General features: G+C 68.2%; 21 protein-coding genes. 8 read left to right on the plus strand and 13 right to left on the minus strand.

Annotated elements, in window-relative coordinates; translation table 11 throughout:
• Nucleotides 1–7 precede the first annotated feature (7 nt).
• Nucleotides 8–1,138, minus strand: coding sequence for a DUF2336 domain-containing protein (locus K244_RS0101420; protein ID WP_020184456.1), 1,131 nt, complete (start codon nucleotides 1,136–1,138; stop codon nucleotides 8–10).
• 493 nt (nucleotides 1,139–1,631) lie between these two features.
• Here K244_RS0101420 and K244_RS21255 point away from each other — a divergent pair, with 493 nt between their 5' ends.
• A complete protein-coding gene (locus K244_RS21255; RefSeq protein ID WP_020184458.1) occupies nucleotides 1,632–2,381 on the plus strand; it encodes a hypothetical protein in 750 nt (249 codons plus the stop codon).
• On the opposite strand, the gene K244_RS0101435 is transcribed toward K244_RS21255, so the two are convergent.
• Genes K244_RS0101435 through K244_RS0101445 form a run of 3 tightly spaced genes read right to left on the minus strand, consistent with a single transcriptional unit; the run spans nucleotide 2,371 to nucleotide 5,699 of the window.
• Complete coding sequence (locus K244_RS0101435) at nucleotides 2,371–2,934, minus strand: DUF1254 domain-containing protein (protein ID WP_020184459.1); 564 nt, start codon at nucleotides 2,932–2,934, stop codon at nucleotides 2,371–2,373. The two genes, K244_RS21255 and K244_RS0101435, sit on opposite strands and share 11 nt — an antisense overlap.
• Nucleotides 2,931–3,509 carry a DUF1214 domain-containing protein gene (locus K244_RS0101440; protein ID WP_020184460.1) on the minus strand — a complete coding sequence of 193 codons (579 nt, stop codon included), beginning with the start codon at nucleotides 3,507–3,509 and terminating at the stop codon, nucleotides 2,931–2,933. The genes K244_RS0101435 and K244_RS0101440 overlap by 4 nt, the downstream gene beginning before the upstream one ends.
• Before the next feature lie 15 nt (nucleotides 3,510–3,524).
• Nucleotides 3,525–5,699 carry a transglycosylase domain-containing protein gene (locus K244_RS0101445; protein ID WP_020184461.1) on the minus strand — a complete coding sequence of 725 codons (2,175 nt, stop codon included), beginning with the start codon at nucleotides 5,697–5,699 and terminating at the stop codon, nucleotides 3,525–3,527.
• 105 nt (nucleotides 5,700–5,804) lie between these two features.
• On the opposite strand from K244_RS0101445, the gene K244_RS0101450 reads away from it, so the two are divergent.
• Nucleotides 5,805–6,302, plus strand: a complete 498-nt coding sequence (locus K244_RS0101450) for a YcgN family cysteine cluster protein (RefSeq protein ID WP_081761399.1) — start codon at nucleotides 5,805–5,807, stop codon at nucleotides 6,300–6,302.
• A gap of 13 nt (nucleotides 6,303–6,315) precedes the next feature.
• Here the strand turns inward: K244_RS0101450 and K244_RS23320 are convergent, their stop codons facing one another.
• The 4 genes from K244_RS23320 to K244_RS0101465 all read right to left on the minus strand — a co-directional run bounded on the left by K244_RS23320 (nucleotide 6,316) and on the right by K244_RS0101465 (nucleotide 10,182).
• Nucleotides 6,316–7,575 (minus strand): hypothetical protein, encoded by a 1,260-nt coding sequence (locus K244_RS23320; protein WP_155931490.1) that lies wholly within the window; start codon nucleotides 7,573–7,575, stop codon nucleotides 6,316–6,318.
• A 267-nt stretch (nucleotides 7,576–7,842) separates the two neighbouring features.
• Nucleotides 7,843–8,238 carry a hypothetical protein gene (locus K244_RS0101455; RefSeq protein WP_020184463.1) on the minus strand — a complete coding sequence of 132 codons (396 nt, stop codon included), beginning with the start codon at nucleotides 8,236–8,238 and terminating at the stop codon, nucleotides 7,843–7,845.
• Nucleotides 8,235–8,960, minus strand: coding sequence for a hypothetical protein (locus K244_RS0101460; protein WP_036305372.1), 726 nt, complete (start codon nucleotides 8,958–8,960; stop codon nucleotides 8,235–8,237). Before K244_RS0101460 ends, K244_RS0101455 begins: the two co-directional genes overlap by 4 nt.
• 913 nt (nucleotides 8,961–9,873) lie before the next feature.
• Complete coding sequence (locus K244_RS0101465; protein WP_020184465.1) at nucleotides 9,874–10,182, minus strand: hypothetical protein; 309 nt, start codon at nucleotides 10,180–10,182, stop codon at nucleotides 9,874–9,876.
• Nucleotides 10,183–10,540: 358 nt separating this feature from the next.
• Here K244_RS0101465 and K244_RS0101470 point away from each other — a divergent pair, with 358 nt between their 5' ends.
• Nucleotides 10,541–11,098 carry a hypothetical protein gene (locus tag K244_RS0101470; RefSeq protein ID WP_020184466.1) on the plus strand — a complete coding sequence of 186 codons (558 nt, stop codon included), beginning with the start codon at nucleotides 10,541–10,543 and terminating at the stop codon, nucleotides 11,096–11,098.
• A 59-nt stretch (nucleotides 11,099–11,157) separates the two neighbouring features.
• On the opposite strand, the gene K244_RS21260 is transcribed toward K244_RS0101470, so the two are convergent.
• The 3 genes from K244_RS21260 to K244_RS21265 form a co-directional block, all read right to left on the minus strand.
• Nucleotides 11,158–11,454, minus strand: coding sequence for a hypothetical protein (locus K244_RS21260; RefSeq protein ID WP_020184467.1), 297 nt, complete (start codon nucleotides 11,452–11,454; stop codon nucleotides 11,158–11,160).
• Between the two features lie 325 nt (nucleotides 11,455–11,779).
• On the minus strand, nucleotides 11,780–12,094 hold the full coding sequence (locus tag K244_RS0101480; protein WP_020184468.1) for a hypothetical protein: 315 nt from the start codon (nucleotides 12,092–12,094) through the stop codon (nucleotides 11,780–11,782).
• Between the two features lie 209 nt (nucleotides 12,095–12,303).
• Nucleotides 12,304–12,999, minus strand: a complete 696-nt coding sequence (locus K244_RS21265) for a hypothetical protein (RefSeq protein WP_020184469.1) — start codon at nucleotides 12,997–12,999, stop codon at nucleotides 12,304–12,306.
• 143 nt (nucleotides 13,000–13,142) lie between these two features.
• Here K244_RS21265 and K244_RS0101490 point away from each other — a divergent pair, with 143 nt between their 5' ends.
• Nucleotides 13,143–13,568, plus strand: coding sequence for a DUF2147 domain-containing protein (locus tag K244_RS0101490; protein ID WP_024816251.1), 426 nt, complete (start codon nucleotides 13,143–13,145; stop codon nucleotides 13,566–13,568).
• A gap of 143 nt (nucleotides 13,569–13,711) precedes the next feature.
• Here the strand turns inward: K244_RS0101490 and oxlT are convergent, their stop codons facing one another.
• Nucleotides 13,712–15,046 carry an oxalate/formate MFS antiporter gene (gene oxlT / locus K244_RS0101495; protein ID WP_020184471.1) on the minus strand — a complete coding sequence of 445 codons (1,335 nt, stop codon included), beginning with the start codon at nucleotides 15,044–15,046 and terminating at the stop codon, nucleotides 13,712–13,714.
• Between the two features lie 399 nt (nucleotides 15,047–15,445).
• On the opposite strand from oxlT, the gene queE reads away from it, so the two are divergent.
• From queE to queC, 3 genes are read left to right on the plus strand one after another with little or no spacing between them, the layout of a single operon-like run.
• Nucleotides 15,446–16,078 carry a 7-carboxy-7-deazaguanine synthase gene (queE, locus tag K244_RS0101500; RefSeq protein ID WP_020184472.1) on the plus strand — a complete coding sequence of 211 codons (633 nt, stop codon included), beginning with the start codon at nucleotides 15,446–15,448 and terminating at the stop codon, nucleotides 16,076–16,078.
• Nucleotides 16,079–16,088: 10 nt separating this feature from the next.
• Nucleotides 16,089–16,445: a 6-carboxytetrahydropterin synthase QueD gene (queD, locus tag K244_RS0101505; RefSeq protein WP_020184473.1), complete on the plus strand. Its 357-nt coding sequence runs from the start codon at nucleotides 16,089–16,091 to the stop codon at nucleotides 16,443–16,445.
• Entirely contained in the window at nucleotides 16,442–17,209 is a 768-nt protein-coding gene (queC, locus tag K244_RS0101510; protein WP_020184474.1) for a 7-cyano-7-deazaguanine synthase QueC, read from the plus strand. The genes queD and queC overlap by 4 nt, the downstream gene beginning before the upstream one ends.
• A gap of 328 nt (nucleotides 17,210–17,537) precedes the next feature.
• On the opposite strand, the gene K244_RS0101515 is transcribed toward queC, so the two are convergent.
• On the minus strand, nucleotides 17,538–17,741 hold the full coding sequence (locus K244_RS0101515; protein ID WP_020184475.1) for a cold-shock protein: 204 nt from the start codon (nucleotides 17,739–17,741) through the stop codon (nucleotides 17,538–17,540).
• A 285-nt stretch (nucleotides 17,742–18,026) separates the two neighbouring features.
• Here K244_RS0101515 and K244_RS0101520 point away from each other — a divergent pair, with 285 nt between their 5' ends.
• Complete coding sequence (locus tag K244_RS0101520; RefSeq protein WP_020184476.1) at nucleotides 18,027–18,572, plus strand: cupin domain-containing protein; 546 nt, start codon at nucleotides 18,027–18,029, stop codon at nucleotides 18,570–18,572.
• Nucleotides 18,573–18,577: the final 5 nt, after the last annotated feature.

Below are 18,577 nucleotides of genomic sequence, written 5' to 3' on the forward strand. Positions count from 1 at the left end.
GAGTCGCTCAGCGCGAGCGACCCGATTCCTTGCTGCGCGCAATGGCAGGCCGGCGGAGGCGCGGCGCCGAGCGGGCCTGTCCGGCGCGCTCGGGCGTACCGGACGGATCGAACATCGGCTCGTGACGAGGGGCGGCGGTCGCGGTGTCGACGCCCGTAAGAGCCGCCACGAGCTCCGCTGCGGCGGCGCGCGGCGTGGCGTCGGCGATCTCCACCAGATCGAAGAACCGGGGGACGGATTGCGCGATCTCGGGCTGGGCGACGAGCAGCGCGCGAGCGATCGCGTCGCGATCGAGACCGACCGCCCGCAGCATGAGAACGAAGGGTTCGCCGCTCGGCTCCGCGGTCATCTGCGCGGCGACGGCGGGCGTGAGGCCGAGAGCGTCCGCGATCGCTTCGGCCACGAGCCGGCGGCTGCCGCTCTGTGCGGCCGCTTCGAGGATGGCGGCGTCGACCAGATCGCTCGTGCGGAGGCTGCGCACGCCGAGGGGTGGGCGGCTGGGCCGTTCGGCGAGCGCGGCGCGGATGCCGGCCCGCTGTTCGGGATTGGCTATGAGGTAGAGCGGCGCGAGGGCGGCCTGATCGTAGTCCTCCCGGCGCAGCAGCGCTGCGGCCAGCGCCGGCGCGCCGAGGCCTCGCGCCACGAGCGCGGCGAGGGTGGCGTCGGACGGCGTCGCGGCGGGGTTCGCCACGAGCGTCTCCAGCACAAGGTCGTCGGGGTGGTGCGCGAGCAGCCGCACCATGTCTGCGTCGACGTCGGGCCGTCGCGCCACGGCGCAGGCCTCCAGCACGCCTCCGTCGAGCGCGAGGCTGAGCAGAAGCGTGCGGGGAACGCGCGGGAACCGCGCGATGATGGGGGCCGCGACCTCGGGGGCGTCGTCGAGCAGCCGCGCGATCAGGCTCGCCGGCGCCCGCTCGTCCTCTGCGAGCTTACGGGCCACTATGGTCCGGGTTTCGGCGTCCACCACGTCGAGCAGCTGCAGCGCGAGCTCTTCGTAGCGCGCGATCTCCTCGGGCGCGTGGTGCGCCTTCTGCACGTAGAGGTCCGTCAGCACGCGGACCAAAGTCGGCCGAACGTCGACGCCCTCCTGCCGGGACAGGCGTTCGAGCGTTTCGATGGGCAGCAGGTCGTCGCTCATCGCATCCGTCCGGTGGGGGGCGCGGCCAAGGAAGGGGCCGGCTGTCTCCTCCGGAACCTAGGGCGGACATGGTTAGCGCTGCGTTAACCGTCCCGTCCCGGCACACCGCGCGATCGCCCGGTAAAGCCGGAAGTTGTGGTCTCGCAGCAACACCCTCGCATCGACGGCGTCCGTAGCCGCGCGGCGGTAACAACTCGTTAACCACAGGGATCGCTGAATGAGGACAGAAGGCCTGCGGACGGCCGGTCCGCCTCTAGGCCGCGATCGAACCGAACCCCCTCTTGGCAGGGAGCGTCCCTATGGGCCTCGTGCTCGCATTTCAGTCTCAGCCGCGGCAGTCGTCGCGATCCTCAGTCACTCACCGCCGTCCGGGGCCAACCGCCGGCGCCGAGATCCTGTTTTTCACCGGCGTCCGCTACGAGCGCCGGGTCGACGTCGGGTCGGCCTCGGCCGTCGGGCGGGCGCCCGCCATAGACATCGGCCAGCCTGCTTCGTGATCGCCGCCGCGCTTCGGACGTCCGGAGCGCGGACGATCGGCCTCGCGCTGTCGGCGGCTGCTCTCGGCGCCTGCGCCCAGACGGGCGATTTCGGCCGGCTCTCTCCAAACGTCATCAACGACGCGTTGCTGCCCGCCGCGGGCGCAGTCGCGGCGCGGGGGCGTGGAGAGCCGGTCTCGGGCTACCGGCTGACCGACGACGAGATCGAGCTGCGCAATCTCGCCTGGGGCGTGGTGATGCCGCCGCTCCCCGAGCAGGCGTTGGAGCGCACGCTTGTGGAGCTCGCGCGCACCCGCGTGCTCCCCGTCCACCGCGTGCGTGTGGCGAAGGAGTCCTATGTCCGGACGCTCATCGCCACGCCGTATCGCTCCAGCGGCGCGCGCTACGCCCGCCTGCAAGCGGACATCGACGCCGACATCTCGCGGATCGAGCCGTTCTTCGCCTCGGCCGCCCGCGTCGCCGTGGGCGATCGTGCGCGCGACCGCGCCGCCGCTCGCGTGCCGGAGCTGCGTCCCGACGAGCGGGCCAACGTCGACGCCCGGATCGACGAGAACGGCCTGCTCATCGCCTGGGTGCGGCTGTCGTTCGACGAGCGCGTGGTCACCTATCGCTACGCGTTGGACCGGCTGGTGCTGGAGACGCCCGATCCCGCCGCGGTGTCGGTCGAGGCTTCGCTGTCGATCCTCGAACGCGTGCTCGCTTCGCTGCGGCCGATCGGCAAGCCGCGCGGCGTGTTCAAGGGGTAGACGGCGGGGGCGTCGACCGACCGCATGTCGCGCTTTCGGCGAGCGCCTTGAGCGCTGGGCGCGCACTGGGCGCTTGCGCGAACAGCCGCACCAGCACGAAGCCGGCGTCGGTCGGCGAGACGATCCGGATCGAAGGCCGCGCCTGCGCGGTCTCGTCTTCCTCGGCCGCCGCGACGTCGTTCTCGCGCAGGATCACCACCTCGACCGTCCCGTTGGTCGCCGCCTTGTCGGTGAGCGCATAGAACGGCGCGCCGCGCCGTTCGTGGATCGCGACCGCGCCATAGGTCGAGGGCAGGGCGGCGCGCACCGTCACCGGGCCCTCGGCGAGATCGTAGCGGCAGGCGGCCACCACGAAAAAGGGGTCGGAGAAGGCGAGCAGGTCCGCGTTCGCCCCGTCGTCCGGCAGGGCCACGAAGCGTCCGTCAGCCGGAAGCGCCGCCAGCCGGTCATAGGGCCCGCGCGGCGCGAGCGACGGGACCGCGAGCAGCGACCCAACATGCACGACGCCGGCGAGGAACAGGCCGACCACCACGGCGTGGAACAGGCGCATCATCGGCAGGCGCCCCGTTTGACCGACAACAGTTGCGGCGGCGTTCGGCGGGCGAGCGGCGTGCCGAGCGCGGTGTCGTAGAGCGCGAGCCGCAGCGCGAAGCCGCCTTTCACAGGAAGCTGGATCCAGTCGCCGGCCTTCGCGGTCTGAGAGAGCTCGACCACGATCGGCCGGCCGACCAGGCGGACCGTTTCGGCGCTCGACGTGCCCTGTCGGCCGAGCGCGGTCTCGAGCCTGCGGCCTTCTGGCGAGAAAGGCGCGAGCGTCCAGAGCCGGGCGGCGGGGAGGTCGCCCTCCAGCGTGTAGTCGCAGGCCGCGTCCAGGGCGCGGCCGGCGTCGTCCGTCCGCGCCTCGAACTCCACGCCGTCGCCATAGGCAAGCGGCGCCTCGCCGCGGCGCGCGACGCCCGCCCGCAGATAGGGGTCCGCGCCGAGGCCGCCGATGTCGGGATCCGCCCGCCACGGCCCGATGGTCAGGCCGCCGAACGGCAGGCCGTGGGTGACCGTGCGCAGCGTCGCGCCGAGGCCGAGCACCGCGGCGACCGCGAAGACGATCATGACGAGGAGGGTGAGGCGCATCCGGGGCGGCCGACCTTAGCGCGCGGTCGTCGAGGGTTCGGCCCCGGCGAAGAACGGCGGTGCGAGCTCCGCCCGCGGGCCGGCCGCGGGGCGCGCCGCCGCGACGTCGGCGATCAGGGCCTGCAGCACCTTCGCCGCCCCGTCCGACAGATTGCGCGCGCCGACGGGCCGCGTGTCGGCGCCGTCCTCGGGCGCGGCCTGGGCGACCGCAGGCTTCGACGCGCCGGGAAGGGCGACCCCCGGGATCGCCTTCGGCGCGACGCCCTGGTGGGCGTAGGCCATGATCTCTTTCCAGGTCATGGCCGGCAGGGAGCCGCCGGTCATGTCCTTCGTCGTCGTGAAATCGTCGTTGCCGAACCAGACGCCCCCGACCAGCGACCCGGTGAAACCGATGAACCAGGCGTCCCGATAGGACTGCGAGGTGCCTGTCTTGCCGCCGGCCTGGACGCCGTCGAGCCGGGCCCGGCCGCCGGTGCCGTTCTCGACCACGGCCAGCATCATGCGGTTCATCTGCGCCACGACGGGATAGCCGAGGACCTGCTGCAAAGGCTTGGCGTCCCGCTCGCGCCGCCAGATCGCCGCGCCTTTGGAGTCGTCGACCTCGAGCGCTGCGAACGGCGGCGCGCGGCGGCCGCCGTTCGCCAGCGTCCCATAGGCCGAGGTGTGGTCAAGCAGCGTAACCTCCTCGACGCCGAGCGCCAGCGCCCGCCCCACGTCGAGCTTCGACCTCAGCCCCATGCGATGGGCCATGTCGATGACGTTCTTCTGCCCCACCGCGAGCGCGAGCCGGACCGGTATCGTATTAATACTTTTGGCGAAGGCGGTGAGGAGGGGGACTTTGCCGGCGAACCGGCGGCCGTAGTTGCGCGGGCACCAGTTGCCGACGCAGATCGCGGCGTCCGACACCACGCTGTCCGGGCTGAACTTCCCCGAGGCGAAGGCGGTCGCATACACATAGGTCTTGAACGACGAGCCCGGCTGCCTGAGCGCGTCGACCGCGCGGTTGAACTGGCTCTGGCCGTAATCCCTCCCGCCCACCATGGCCCGCACCCCACCCTCCGGCTCCAGGATCACCGCCGCAGCCTGGTCGACGCGGTACGGATCGCCGTACTGCCTGAGCATGCGCTCGACCACCTCTTCGGCGTGGCGCTGCAGCGCGGGGTCGAGCGCGGTGCGGACCCTCAGCACCCGCTGCCCCTTGAAGGCGCCTGCGTCCGCCATCCCCCGGATCTCGCCATAGGCCCAGTCGAGGAAATAGTCCGGGCTCGAGACCACCGCGGTCGGCTTCGGCGTCGCCGGCTGGAACCGGGCCGGCTGCACCTGCCCCTCGGTCATGAACCCGGCGTCGACCAGATTGTCGAGCACGGTCGCAGCCCTCGCCCGGGCCGCCGCCAGGTTGACGTGCGGCGCATACTTCGTCGGCGCCTTGAACAGGCCCGCCAGCATCGCGCTCTCGGCGAGGTCCACGTCGCGCGCGCTCTTGCCGAAGTAGAAATGCGCCGCCGCGTCCACCCCGAAGGCCCCGCCGCCCATGTAGGCCCGGTCGAGGTAGAGCTTCAGAATCTCGTCCTTCGAGAGGTGGAACTCGAGCCAGAACGCGAGAAAGGCCTCCTTGATCTTGCGCTCCAGCGTGCGCTCGTTGGTGAGGAACACGTTCTTCGCGAGCTGCTGCGTGATCGACGAGCCGCCCTGCACCACGCCGTTCGCCCGCGCGTTCTGGACGAGCGCCCGCGCCGTGCCCGCCACGTCGATGCCGAAGTGGGTGTAGAACCGCCGATCCTCGGTCGCGAGCGCCGCCTTGATCAGGTGGTCGGGGTACTCGCTCAAAGGGATGCCGTCGTTCTGCATCACCCCGCGCTTGCCGATCTCGGAGCCGTGCCGGTCGAGGAAGGTGACGGAGAGGTCGGCCCGGCTCAGCCAGTCCGGCCCGGTCTCGCGGAACGCCGGCAGCGCGAGCGCCAGCATGACGAGCGCGCCCGCGGTCCCGAGCGTCAGCCCCTCGCACAGGATCTCGACCGTCCAACGCCGCCAGCCGCGCACGCGGAAGGCGTCGAACGCCGCGCACACCCCGTCCCACCAGCGCGAGAGCGCGGGCCCGATGGTCCAGAAGGTGTGGTCGAGCCACGAATCGAGCGCCAGCAGGCGTCGTTTCGTGTCGAGCGTCTTAGGCCGCGCGCCGAACCCGAACACCGAATGCCTCTCCCAATCCAGCGTCGTTCCGGCCCCGGAATGACTTGACCCGACGCCGCCCCGAGCGCAAGAGCCGAAGCGTCGCCGCTCTCCGCCCAGAAGGACATACCCCCCGTGGCCGCACCCGGAAGCCTAGCCGAACCGCCCTTCTGGAGGGTGAAGACGCTGGCCGAGATGTCGGCGCCGGAGTGGGAGAGCCTGTGCGACGGCTGCGGCCGCTGCTGCCTGCTCAAGCTGCAGGACGAGGACACCGACCGCATCGCCTACACCGACGTCGCCTGCCGCCTGTTCGACCTCGGAACCTGCCGCTGCTCCGACTACCCCAACCGCCAGGCCCACGTGCCCGACTGCGTCCGCCTGACGCCTGCGGTGGTCGAGGACATCGGCTGGCTCCCCCCCACCTGCGCCTACCGCCTGATCGACGAAGGCAAGGACTTGTCCTGGTGGCACCCCCTGGTCTCCGGCGATCCGGAGACGGTGGTGACGGCGGGGGTCTCGGTGCGCGGCCGCGTGGCCTCCGAGACGGGCGTCTCGGAGTGGGAGCTGATGGAGAGGATGGTTAGCTGGCCGGCGAAGTGGCCGAAGGGGGCGAAGCGGGGGTAAGATGATGGCTGGTCTACCCCATTTCATCGTGGCTGCGCTTGTCCATAAATTGATTTGAGCTGTAACCTCCTTCGTATTTCTCATATGGTCCGGAATAGTCGAGCTCACACATAACAATTTGACATATCATCTCTCTGATAAAGATATAGTGGTCCCAAAGATCCATTTTTTCTGCGTTGGTGCCTAAGTGGACAATTTTATTGCGGATTCTAATGGACGACACAATTTTTTCATGATTAAAAAGAGATTTTGACAATCCATAATAATCACGAAGCGCCGATATTTTTAACACCAATGATCTCGAGTTGAGGTTGTTTATCCTTTCTCGAAGTGCATTTTTTTGATCTTTATTCAGGCCGTAAGATAGCAACGAGTCAGTGAAATTTTTCTTTATTTCGAGAAATAGTTCCTCTTGGATTATTTTTGTCTTTGGACGAGGAGATAGGCTATCGCAAAGGGATTCGAGCGCGGTCATTGATGCAAGATATGTTCCTTCTAGGAAAGTTGACTCGTTCTGAAGCCAGCTAATCGCCGTCCAAAGTGGTTCTGGAAATGGGCGGTCAACGAAGTATCGAGAAGAAATCTTATCGATGAATGGTTGTTGATTCATAGGGTGAATAACAGGAAGTGACCGAGGAAATTTTTTTCCAGAATAAAATGTAATTTCCAGTTTACTCGGAGACGTCACTTCTCTCGCTGTGCAATGAAGGCGACTGCCGTGTCCAAATTCAATGCATTTGTGAATAAAGGTTAGGAAATTATCGCAATCTCTAAGCCATGCATCTGATATTATGTTTCCGATAATCTCTATGCATCCAATTGCGGTAGCTGGTGTTACGGAGTCAGAGCTTCCAAAAATCGAAAGTTCCCCGAGCGGTGTAGAAACTGGGATATTGGGAAAGGACCGTAATCCGACTAGCCATAGACGCATTACAGGCAAATCCGTGCCACTTTCGTGACTGTAGCACAGCGTCGCTTTATGTGCCTCTACTTGAATAGAGCTATCTGGTGTTCCGATTTTAGATCCACGGATTGTCACATAATCAGATGTAAAGTAATAACCATCAGGGGATGTCCCTTCTAGCCGTAATCTTTCAACCTTCGAGCCAGGGACTTGATTTCCACCATCTAGGGCGATGTATGCGACGAGCGGTACCGTTACATCGGAAATTTTAATGGTTAAATCATCTTTAATACAGACGTCAAAATTTATAGGAATACGGGATTCCGACCTGTAAATAAATCCATCATATGTTTTGGTACCAAAAATCATCTATATACTATAAGTAAATCAATTTTAGCATGGGCATAGCTGAGAATATCATTCATGGCTCAGTGGCAATGCCTATTGATATTTCCAATTTTTACATCATTTACCAGGATGCCTTAAAAGAGGGCTGGAGCGATCTTCAGGCACGAGCGCCCTTGGAGGAACGAGCTCGCATTATGCGGCGTGTGCTATTTTGCCTCCTTGCGCCATCATAGCACCAGATCATCCATATTGGACGTCCCTCTGTAGCTCAAAGCAGGCAGCGTGTTCTCATAGCGCACGCACCCTGAGGCTGGTCATCGGCAGCTCGAACATCGCGCCGCCTGCGACCGCACCAGCCGTCGCCTCGATCGACGGCCACAGCGCGATCAGCCGCTCGGCTTTCTTCAGCAGCGGCGCCTTTTCGAGTCCGGCGGACAGGAAGAAGGCGATCATCGTGGAGTTACGGAAAGCCTGCGCCTCGTTCCGGTTCTTCCGGATGCGCCGGTCGCCCGAAATGACGATCCATCCGCCCTCGGCGCTTAGCTGCGTAATCCACTCGAGGTCCGTCACGCCCTTGCGGCCGAAATGATCGCGGGCGTGGATGAAGCGGTGGTCGGGCGCCAAAAGGCCATCCATGGCCTTCGCGAGGCGAGGGGGAAGCTGCTCGTCGATCAGGACCTTCAAGCGGCCCCGAGTTGTTGTTCGAAGAGAACGGCGTCCCGGACGATCGACGCCGGCAGCTCGTACGCCCAGGCAGCCCGTTCGATCGAGCCTTCAGCCTCCGCAGCAGCCGCAAGGACCGTCGTGGTGACGCCATAGCGCTCGGCGATCGGCTGTCCGAAAGAACGGTTCGGATCAATCACGATCGATCGCTTCCCGTCGAAGGGGCGCCAGCGAGCGACCGCGTCCCCTTCGAAGTCGAGATCTTTGAAAGACTGCTCGACCACGTCCTTAATCACATACTGGCGCTTGCGCAGGTCGAGCAACTCGTCGGCTCCCGCGTTCCTGATCGTGTCGAGGAAGATGGAGCGGCCATCGGTCCGGAACCGGTTTGTCGAGAACGGACGCGCGTCGCCGACACATTCGGCGGCGTAAGCGAAGCACTGACGAATCGTGTTCAGGCCGAGGCCAAGCATCGTCAGCGAATGCACGAACCGAAGCTCGATGAGGTCGCGAAAGCCGAGTTCAAGGCGATCGTCGATTGCCGGCAACTGCGGCGCCCAGAGGGGCGCCACCTCCCGACGCTCACCGTCTTCATTGTAGCTATAGCCGCCCAGCCAGCGCCGCACGGTCGCCGCCGGCATGCGGATCAACCGGCTTGCCTCAGCGGGCGAATAGCTGCCGACGCCGAGCACCGGCGCGAGGCGCGCGCTAGCCGCTAACGGTGACGAGTGTCTTTTGATCATAGGACTCGACATGTTGGCGCGAGGGTAGCGCTCGCGGCGCCGAACTCAACGTAAAGATTCTTAGTGTCGACGCAGGGCCGCGCTGGACGGATGCCCGGCTGCGCCGTGCATGACGGAGAGGGGGCCCAACGTCGCGTCGCGCGCCTCCTAGCTCGCCGCCGTCATGGTCCGGCTTGCCCGGACCATCCAAGTCAAACGCGGAGCCCGACGCCGAAGGTGGGTCCTCCGGTCGAGCCGGAGGACGACGGGGAGGGCGGCCCAACGGACGCGAGCCGCAGGCGTCCCTTCTCCCTGTGCGGGAGAAGGTGGGCGGCGTTCGCCACCGGCCGGATGAGGGGTCGTCCGGGCCGTCCTTGGCGGTGGGGAGGGCGTCCCAGACGACCCCTCACCCCAGCCCTCTCCCGCAAGGGGAGAGGGGGCGCGGCGTCGCTGTTTTGCGAGAAGTGGCGGGCCTGCGCCGGTCGTTCCGCAAAAGCGCGACGTCATGCCCGCGCCTTCGCGCGGGGTTCCACGACTTGGGCGTCGAGCGGCGCCTATGACGACGACAGTCGTGGATGCCCGGCTGCGCCGGGCATGACGGGGAGGGGGGCCCCGGCGTCGCGCGCGGCGCCGCCTCGCTCGCCGCGGTCATGGTCCGGCTTGACCGGACCATTCCTGTCCGACGCGGAGCGCGACGCTGAAGGCGGGTCCTCCGGTCGAGCCGGAGGACGACGGGTTGGCTCGGAGGGGCGCGAGCCGCGGGAACCTCTTTTCCCCTTGCGGGAGAAGGTGGGCGGCGGCGTTCGCCGCCGGGCGGATAGGGGGGCGTCCGGAACGTCCTCGGGGCGACAGGGCGGCCCAGACGACCCCTCACCCCAACCCTCTCCCGCAAGGGGAGAGAGGGGGGGTTCGGACATACGAAGGCCGTGGAGGCTTAGCGGCCGGCGCCGCTGGCCGGGCCGTGGTCGCTCGGCATGGTCTTGTCGGTGGCGGCGCCGGTGCTCGGCTTCGTCTCCGTGGCGCCCGAGGTCGAGCCCATGGAGCCGGAGGTCGCGCCCGAAGCGCCTGACGTCTCCGCGCCGCCGCCGACCGAGCCCTTGGTCTGCATGCTGGAGTTCGGCGCGCTCGGCTGCGTGGACGCGTCGGCGTTGGGCGTGCCGGCGGTCTGCGCCATGGCGAGGCCCGACGAGGCGGCGAAAAGCAGGGCGGCGGCGCCGGCGGTGAAAGCGTTGGTGCGGGTCATGAACGTCTCCTGAAAGATCTGTCTGTGTGTCCGCTAGACGATGGGCGTCACCACGCGCCGCGCTCAAGCAGTGGCGCGGCGGACGCGAGACGCTGCACTTCCGCAGCGGACGGCGTTAGGGTGATACGACGAAGGATTTTGGCGGCGTTGCCCTGGAACGCGCGAGATGCGCTCCGACCCGGCGCCGCCACCGTCGGATCGGTTACGAACTCAACACGTGACGTGCGAAAAAGTTGCAGGGCGCCGCCGCAAGAGGCGGGAGACTTCGCCGCACGCTGGTTTTTAAGAAGAAAATCCTATATAGTGGCGCGGAGATGGGGCCGCCTTCGGGATCGGCGGGCGAGGGGAGGGGCGCGGCATGCCGGCGTTTCGGGCGCATTCGGCCGAGGAGATCGAGCGGGCGCGCACGCTTTATGAGGAGACCGACGTCAGCCCCGCCGACATCGCGCGGCTGATGGGGCTCGGCGTCAACACCTTCTACCGCCGGGTGAAGGATTGGGGCTGGCGGCGGCGCCGGCTGCGGGTGGAGGAGAGCGACGCCATCGCGCGCGAGGCGCTGAAGAGCGCGGATCCCGACATCGCGGCCTATGGCCGGGCCTGGGAGGAGGACAAGCGCTCCTCCGCCGAGCGGGCGGAGGCCGCGATCCTCGCCCAGATCGCGGCGCTCGAGGGGCTGCAGGTCCGGGCCGCGCGGGCGGCGCTCGACCTGATCGACAGCGAGCGCGCGGCGCGCACGCTGTGGCGGCTGGCCCAGGCCCTGAACGAGGTGGAGAAGCTGCGGCGGGCGGACGCGGCGCCGCGGAAAGGCCAAGCCGCGGCGAGGGCGAGCGAGCCGGAGGTCGATTTGGACGCGCTGCGGGCGGAGCTCGGCCGCCGGCTCGAAAACATGCGGAAGATGTACGACGAGGAGGAGTGAGCGAGCCAAGCGAAAGCCCCGGCCGAGAGGGCCCGGGCGTCGCCGTTCCGATGCGGCGCTTACTTGCCCGAGCCGGTCGTCGGCTTCTCGCTGTGGCCGCGCAGGCCTTCGGCCTTGTTGTCCTGGGTGCCGCCCGAGGTCGGCGTGTTGTCCTTCATCGGCGCCGGGCCGGGCGTTCCGGTCTGGCCCGACATGCCGGACTGGCCCTTCACCTCGGGGCCGGAATTCGGGCCGACGCCGGGCCGCGAGCCGGAGGTGGCGTTGTTCTCCGTGCCCGTGGCCTGGGCCATGGCGACCGTGGAGGAAGCGGCGATGAGAAGGGCGGCGAAGCCGGCGGCAATCTTGGCGTTGGTCATGACGTGTCCCACTTGTGCGCTGGTGTGAGCGCGCGCGAGGCGCGCGGGCGCCAGCCATCGGAAGACGACCGGCGGAGGATCTTGAGTCGGTGCGGGGAAAAAAGCCCGGCGTGCGACCAACGATGCTTCTGCGTCATTTGACATGTGCGGGCGGCGCATGGCGCGGGAGGCGATCGTCGGTCGATCAACTCATAAACATCTGGCGCACGAAAAAGTTGCAGGCCGCCGTTGTTTTAACCAATGTGGGGGAGAGGCGCCCATCGCCCACGAAAAAGCCCCGGCGCGCGGCGCCGGGGCTCGATCGGTTTCGGACAGGCGTCGGGTGTCAGCGGCCGCCGCCGCCGCCGGCCCCGCCGCCGCCCTCGACCGGGGAGGGGCGCTGGCCCTTGATGTCGGAGGACTCGGTCGCCGCGGAGGGCGTCCCCGTGGTCATGCCGGTGGAGCCCGACGTCGAGGGGGTCTCGTGCGTCATGCCGGTGGAGTTGTCCTTCATCTGGTCCGCATTGCCCGGGCCGCCCGGCTGCGCGACGGTGCCGGCGCCCGCGCCGCCTCCGCCGCCGCCCGCGCCCTGCGCCATGGCGACGCTCGAGCCGGCGGCGATGAGAAGCGCGGCGGCGCCGGCGGTGATGATCTTGTTCATGATATGAGGTCCTTCGGTTCGTGGTCGCATCGGCCGGGGCGACGCCGGAGCCTGGGGCTCCGGAGGCCGCGCGGCGCGCTCGATCGTTCCCCCCACAAACGTCGTCCGCTCGGGAAGGTTGCACGGCCCTCCGTGCGGAGGCGCCAAGCGAGGCGTGCGCCTGCACAGCTGTCGGGTCTCGACGCGCGCCCCAGCCGGGGGCGTCGGCGTCAGAAGCTGAAGGTCGCGACCACGCCGCCGCGCGGCGGGACGCCGGGCGCGACGAACCCGCGGCGCCGGGCGAGCGCCTTCGCCTGCTCCTGGTTGAGAAGCGCTTCCGCGCGGCGGCGGTCGGCGTCAGACACCTTGTCGGCGTCGCACCGGCCCGGCTCCTCCCACAGCTTGCGGGCGACGGGCGTGCCGACCGCATAGGTGATCGTGCTCCCCGCGAGGTCGTCCGGCGCCACGTAGCGCTTGCGCATCAGCGCCTTGATCGCCTCGCCGAGGATCTGCGCGCTCTCCTCGAGGCTCATGGTCCGGACGAGATCCGCGTCCGGCGCGTCGCGCCCGTCGACCGCGCAGTGCTTCGCGGTGAAGAGCCAGTCGTGCACCATGTAGGCAGGCGCGTAGCCCCAGGGGCCGAACCCCTTGAACAGCTGGGCGAACTTCGGAACTGACCCGCCGTCCGTGTACATCAGGCCCGGCCGGATGACGGCGCCGTTGGCGCGCGTGAAGGTCAGCTCGTTGTTGGGGACCGGCATGAACAGGAAGCGGCCGTCGCCGGCGGGGGCGCTTCCCTCGCCGAGCCAGACCACGACCAGCGAGCCGGAGAACGAGCCGCCCTCGGGCGCGTCGCGGTAGGCGAGGCCGCCGCACCCCGCGAGCCCGAGCGCCAGTCCGGCCGCAGCCAGCCGCCCCCATAGCATGCGCGCTTCCCCCGAAGCTTGTTTGAGCGTCGCGATCGTAGCGCGAAAGCCGGTTCCTCGCCATGACCGCCGTGGCTCCGTCTTGCGGCCGCAATCGCGTCGCTTATCTCGATCCGATGAACGCAAGACGAAAGGACCGTCCGATGATCCGAGCCGCTTTGGCCGCAAGCCTTCTCGTCGCAGGTCTGACGGGCGCGCACGCTGCGACCGTGCCGGAGGGCGTCTGGAGCCTGCCCAAGGGCAAGGCGACCGTGCGGATCACCTCCTGCGGCGACGGCGTCTGCGCCACTCTCGTCGGGCTGGGCAAGCCGCTCGACAAAAAGGGTCGCCCCAAGGTCGACAAGCGCAACCCCGACCGCGCCAAGCGCGACCGGCCGGTGATCGGGCTGTCGCTGCTGCAGGGCATGGCGCCGTCCGGCGAGGGCTGGGCGGGGAGGTTCTACAACCCCGACGACGGCGAGACCTACGCCGGTAGCCTGGCGCCCGCGGGCGACGGCACGCTGCGCCTCAAGGGCTGCGTGCTGGGCGGGCTGGTGTGCCGGACGCAGGTGCTCACCCGCGTGAGCTGACGCCAGAAAACGACTGTGGCGGAGACCGGCCGCGCCGGTCCCCGCCACGAAAAGCGCAGGCTTGGGGCTGTGACGCCCGCAAGCCTGCGAAGGTGGGCCCGGCCGGGGTAAAGGGCCAAGCCAGGGGTCTTAGGGCCGGCGCGTCAGGCGCCGGCGAGCTTGGGCTGGCCTGCGCTGGTCGGGCCGTCGTCGAGCGTCGCGGGATTGGCGACTCCCGAGCGCTTGATGTGGGCGGCGAGCACGGGCCGGAGAGCGACGATCGCGAGGAAGGCGGCGAAGAGGTCCATCGCGGCGACGGTGTAGAGCACGGTCGCCCAAGTGCCGGTCCATTCCATCAGCAGGTTGCCGACCGGGACGAACAGCGCGCCGATGCCCTTGGCGCAGTACAGCACGCCGTAAATCTTGCCGATGTGCTTGGTGCCGAAGGCGTCGCCGGCGAGCGCCGAGAACAGCGAGTACACTTCGCCCCAGGCCAGGAACACGACGCCGGACAGGATCAGGAAGGCGTAGGGGTTCGAGCCGAAGTAGCCGAGCGCGATGATGCCGAGGCCTTCGAGCGTGAAGGCGATGACCATCGTCTTCTCTCGGCCGATGTTGTCCGAAATCCAGCCGAACAGCGGACGGGAGATGCCGTTCATGACGCGGTCGAGCATCAGCGCGAGCGGCAGGGCGGCCATGGTGAAGAAGTAGAGGTTGACGCTGTAGTTCTTGACGCCCAGGTCCTGCGCGATGACGCCGAGCTGGGCGACCGCCATCATGCCGCCGGTGACGACGCAGATGAACATCAGGAACATGAGCCAGAACAGCTTCGTGTTCAGGGCTTCCTTGAGCGTGTAGTCCTTGCGGGTCTGGATCAGCTTGTTCGAGACCTTGACCTCTTCCTTGGTCGGCGAGCGCAGGAACCAGGCCGCGATGAAGGCGAGCGAGCCCTGCAGGATGCCGAAGAAGAAGAACGTCTCCTGGAAGCCGCTGGACTGGATCATGGCGGCGATCGGCAGGATGGTGGCCGCCGAGCCGGCGCCGTAGCCGCCGGCCGTCAGGCCGACCGCGAGGCCGCGGCGGTCCGGGAACCACTTCAGCGCGTTGTTGATGCAGGTGGCGTAGATGCAGCCCACGCCGATGCCGCCGACGGCCGCGCCCACGTAGAAGCCCATCAGGGTGGTGGCCTGCGAGTTCAGAATCCAGGCGGCGCCGATGCAAACCGCGCCGACCGCGACCATCACCTTCGGGCCGTACTTGTCGATGAAGTAGCCTTCGATCGGCGTCAGCCAGGTCTGCACCAGCACGAAGATGGTGAAGGCGATCTGGATCGAGGCGCGGTCCCAGCCGTAGGTCGACTGGATTTCGGGGACGAAGAGCGTCCAGGCGTACTGGATGTTCGCCGTCGCGACCATGCAGACCACGCCGACGATGATCTGGATCCAGCGCGTGCGTTCAGAGACGTTCGGCCGGAGGGCCGGGTCGGAAGTCTGTGCCATTTTGGCGTTTCCTCGGTGTGTGTCGTTCGGCCCGAAAGCCGTGTGGACGCCCTCGCTTGTGCGACGTGGTCGTTTTTCGACCTTGGCGCCGCGGCGTCGCAGGGAATGTGTGGAGTTCGGTCTCCTCTCGGACGAGACTGAGGGAAGCGGCGGATAAGCCGGTGATTCCGGCCGTGTCACGCATGGCTGGTATGCAAAATATGGCATGCCAGTTTGTCGCAGCGATAGCCCGTCGGGCCCCGGTTTGGTTCACGACTTCGTAATCGGCGCGTGATCGGGCGGCGCAGAGCGGCCATCGCGCGGCGGCCCTTGAGGCCGCGGTCGTATTGGCGTATCGGCGCCTGCGGCGGCGCGCTTCGGACGGGCGACGGCTCAGGCGCTAGGCCCGCGGAAGAGACGATGACGTACTCGGTCAAGGAAATCTTCAAGACGCTGCAGGGCGAAGGCGCCCAGGCGGGCCGGGCCTCCGTGTTCTGTCGCTTCGCCGGCTGCAACCTGTGGACAGGCCGCGAGGCCGATCGCGCGCGGGCGGTCTGCCAGTTCTGCGACACGGACTTCATCGGGACCGACGGCGAGGGCGGCGGCAAGTTCGCAGGGGCCGAGGCCCTGGCCGCCGCGATCGAGGCCGCCTGGGGCGCGGCGCCGGGGCCCCGCTACGTGGTGTTCACGGGGGGCGAGCCGCTGCTGCAGCTGGATGCGGCGCTGACGGCGGCCTGCCGCGCGCGGGGCTTCGAGTGCGCGGTCGAGACCAACGGCACCCAGGCCCGCCCCGCGGGCGTCGACTGGCTGTGCGTCAGCCCCAAGGCCGGCGCCCCCCTCGCGCTCGACGGAGGCGACGAGCTGAAGCTGGTCTACCCGCAGGCAGGCGTCGACCCGGAGACGTTCCTGGGGCTCGCCTTCCGGCATTTCTTCCTGCAGCCCATGGACGGGCCCGACGGGCCGGCGAACGTGCAGGCGGCCATCGCCTACTGCCTGACCCACCCCCGCTGGCGCCTCAGCCTGCAGACCCACAAGATGATCGGCATTCCGTGAAAGGCGCCTCATGAGGATCGTTCAGGCCTTCACCTTCGAGGCCGCCCATCGGCTGCCGAACGTGCCCCCGACCCACCGCTGCCACCGCGTGCACGGCCACTCCTACCGGGTGGAGCTGGCGCTCGAAGGGCCGATCGATCCCGTGACCGGCTTTGTCGTCGACTTCTTCGACGTCGAGGCCGCGTTCGGGCCGGTGCTGAAGCGGCTCGACCATCACACGCTGAACGAGATCGAGGGGCTCGAGAATCCGACGGCCGAGCTGATCGCGCTGTGGATCTGGGACAAGGTGAAGCTGGATCTGCCGCAGCTCGCGCAGGTAAAGGTGTTCGAGACGCCGTTCTGCTGGGCGGAGCACGACGGGGCATGACCGCGGCCCAAGAGGCTGGCGAGGCGGCTGGCGAGGCGACGGGCGCGGGCGACGGCGCGCTCGTGCTGTTCTCCGGCGGGCAGGACTCCACCACCTGCCTCGCCTGGGCGCTGGACCGTTTCGGGCGTGTCGAGACGCTGGGTTTCGACTACGGCCAGCGCCACCGGGTCGAGCTCGACCAGCGCGCGGCGCTGCGCGAGGGGCTCGCGCGCCTGAAGCCGGACTGGGCGGCGCGGCTGGGCGAGGACCACACGCTCGCGCTGCCGGTCCTTGGCGAGCTGTCCGACACCGCGCTGACCCGCGACGTCGCGATCGAGGCGGAGGCGGGCGGCCTGCCCAACACCTTCGTGCCGGGCCGAAACCTCGTCTTCCTCACCTTCGCCGCGGCGCTCGCCTGGCGGCGGGGGCTGCGCCGCATCGTCGGCGGCATGTGCGAGACCGACTTCTCCGGCTACCCCGACTGTCGCGACGACACGATCAAGGCGCTCCAGGTGGCGCTCAACCTCGGCATGGAGCGCCGCTTCGTGCTGGAGACGCCGCTGATGTGGCTCGACAAGGCCGACACCTGGACGCTGGCGGACGGCCTCGGCGGCGGGGGGCTGGTCGAGCTGATCGTCGAGGACAGCCACACCTGCTACCTCGGAGAGCGCGGCGCCCGCCACGCCTGGGGCTACGGCTGCGGCGCCTGCCCCGCCTGCGACCTGCGGGCGAGGGGATTTGCGCGCTGGCGCGCGCGGGCGGCGTCTCTAGGCCCCGGCGCATAGCTCGCCACATCCGCGCCGCCGCTCGTTCTCACTCGCTTTGCGAGAGCCAAGCGCGGGCGATCCCTCCCCCGGAAGGGGAGGGTGGACGGGCGCAGCCCGGCCGGGTGGGGTGAGCGCAGGACGAGGCGCCGGCGGGCGGCGTCGCGCTCGACGCCCAAGACCCCACCCGACCTCGGCTTCGCCGAGGCCACGCTCCCCACGCCTGCGGCGCGAGGAGGGACGCCCGCGCCATACTCTGACGCCCTGCGCCCGCCCGCAAACGCAAACGGGGCGCCCCGTGAGGGACGCCCCGTTCGCTCAAACCCGAACCCGAAAGGGCTCGCTCCGATCACTCGGCGCGCAGGTTCGCGGCCTTGGTCTTGCCACGCTCCATGACGACTTCGAACGCGACCTTCTGGCCCTCGACGAGGGTGTGGAGGCCCGAACGCTCGACGTCGGAGATGTGAACGAAGACATCCTTCGAGCCGTCGGCCGGCTGGATGAAGCCATAACCCTTCTGGGTGTTGAAGAACTTGACGGTGCCGCTCGGCATGATCGCCTCCCTGGACAAGCGCATGTGCGCATTTGACCGCTTCCCCGTTCGGGTCCGCGGCCGGGCACAATCCGAATTTGGTGCGTGTCGTGAAGGCGGTAGCTTTCGGCGAAGTCGCCGCATGCAGGCCAGACAGGACGTCCAAAAATCTGATTGCTGATCGACAATGGCGCACAGCTAAAACGCGTCGTCAAGCGTCGGCGCGGCGCCCAAAAGGCGGAACCGCCGCGCCGACGCGTCGTTTGTCTTCCGTAGGCCAACTCTGGCCCCAGGGAGGCGACGGCGTTGAGTTCATCGCATGACAATCATACGACCGAACGCTTCGGTTTCACCGACGACGGCGTGATTCCGAACCACCCGAGCTTCGAGCTTCTGGTGCACCGCGCGGCCTTCGCGCCCGAGCCGGGCGAACCCGCCGTGAGCGCCGAGCAGCTGTTTGGCGCCAACGGCTGGGGCGGGTTCTGGCGGGACGGGATCTACCCGTTCCACCACTACCACTCGACCTGCCACGAGGCGCTGGGCGTGGCGCAAGGTTGGGCCGAGGTGCGATTCGGCGGCGAGAGCGGCGGCCGGACCCTGCGCCTGGAGGCCGGCGACGTGGCGGTGGTGCCCGCCGGCACGGGACATTGCCGGATCGCCGCCAGCGAGGATTTCGAGGTCGTCGGCGCCTATCCGCCGGACCAGCCCTTCGACCTCATTCGTGACGCCGGCGACCACGACGCCGCGGTGGAGCGCATCAAGGCGGTGCCGACGCCGGCGACCGACCCCGTGTTCGGGCCGGACGGCGGCCTCAGGACGGCGTGGAAGGGACTGGCCCGCTCGGCGGCCTGAGCGCC

It is taken from the genome of Methylopila sp. 73B (genome assembly GCF_000526315.1).
GTDB lineage: Bacteria > Pseudomonadota > Alphaproteobacteria > Rhizobiales > Methylopilaceae > Methylopila.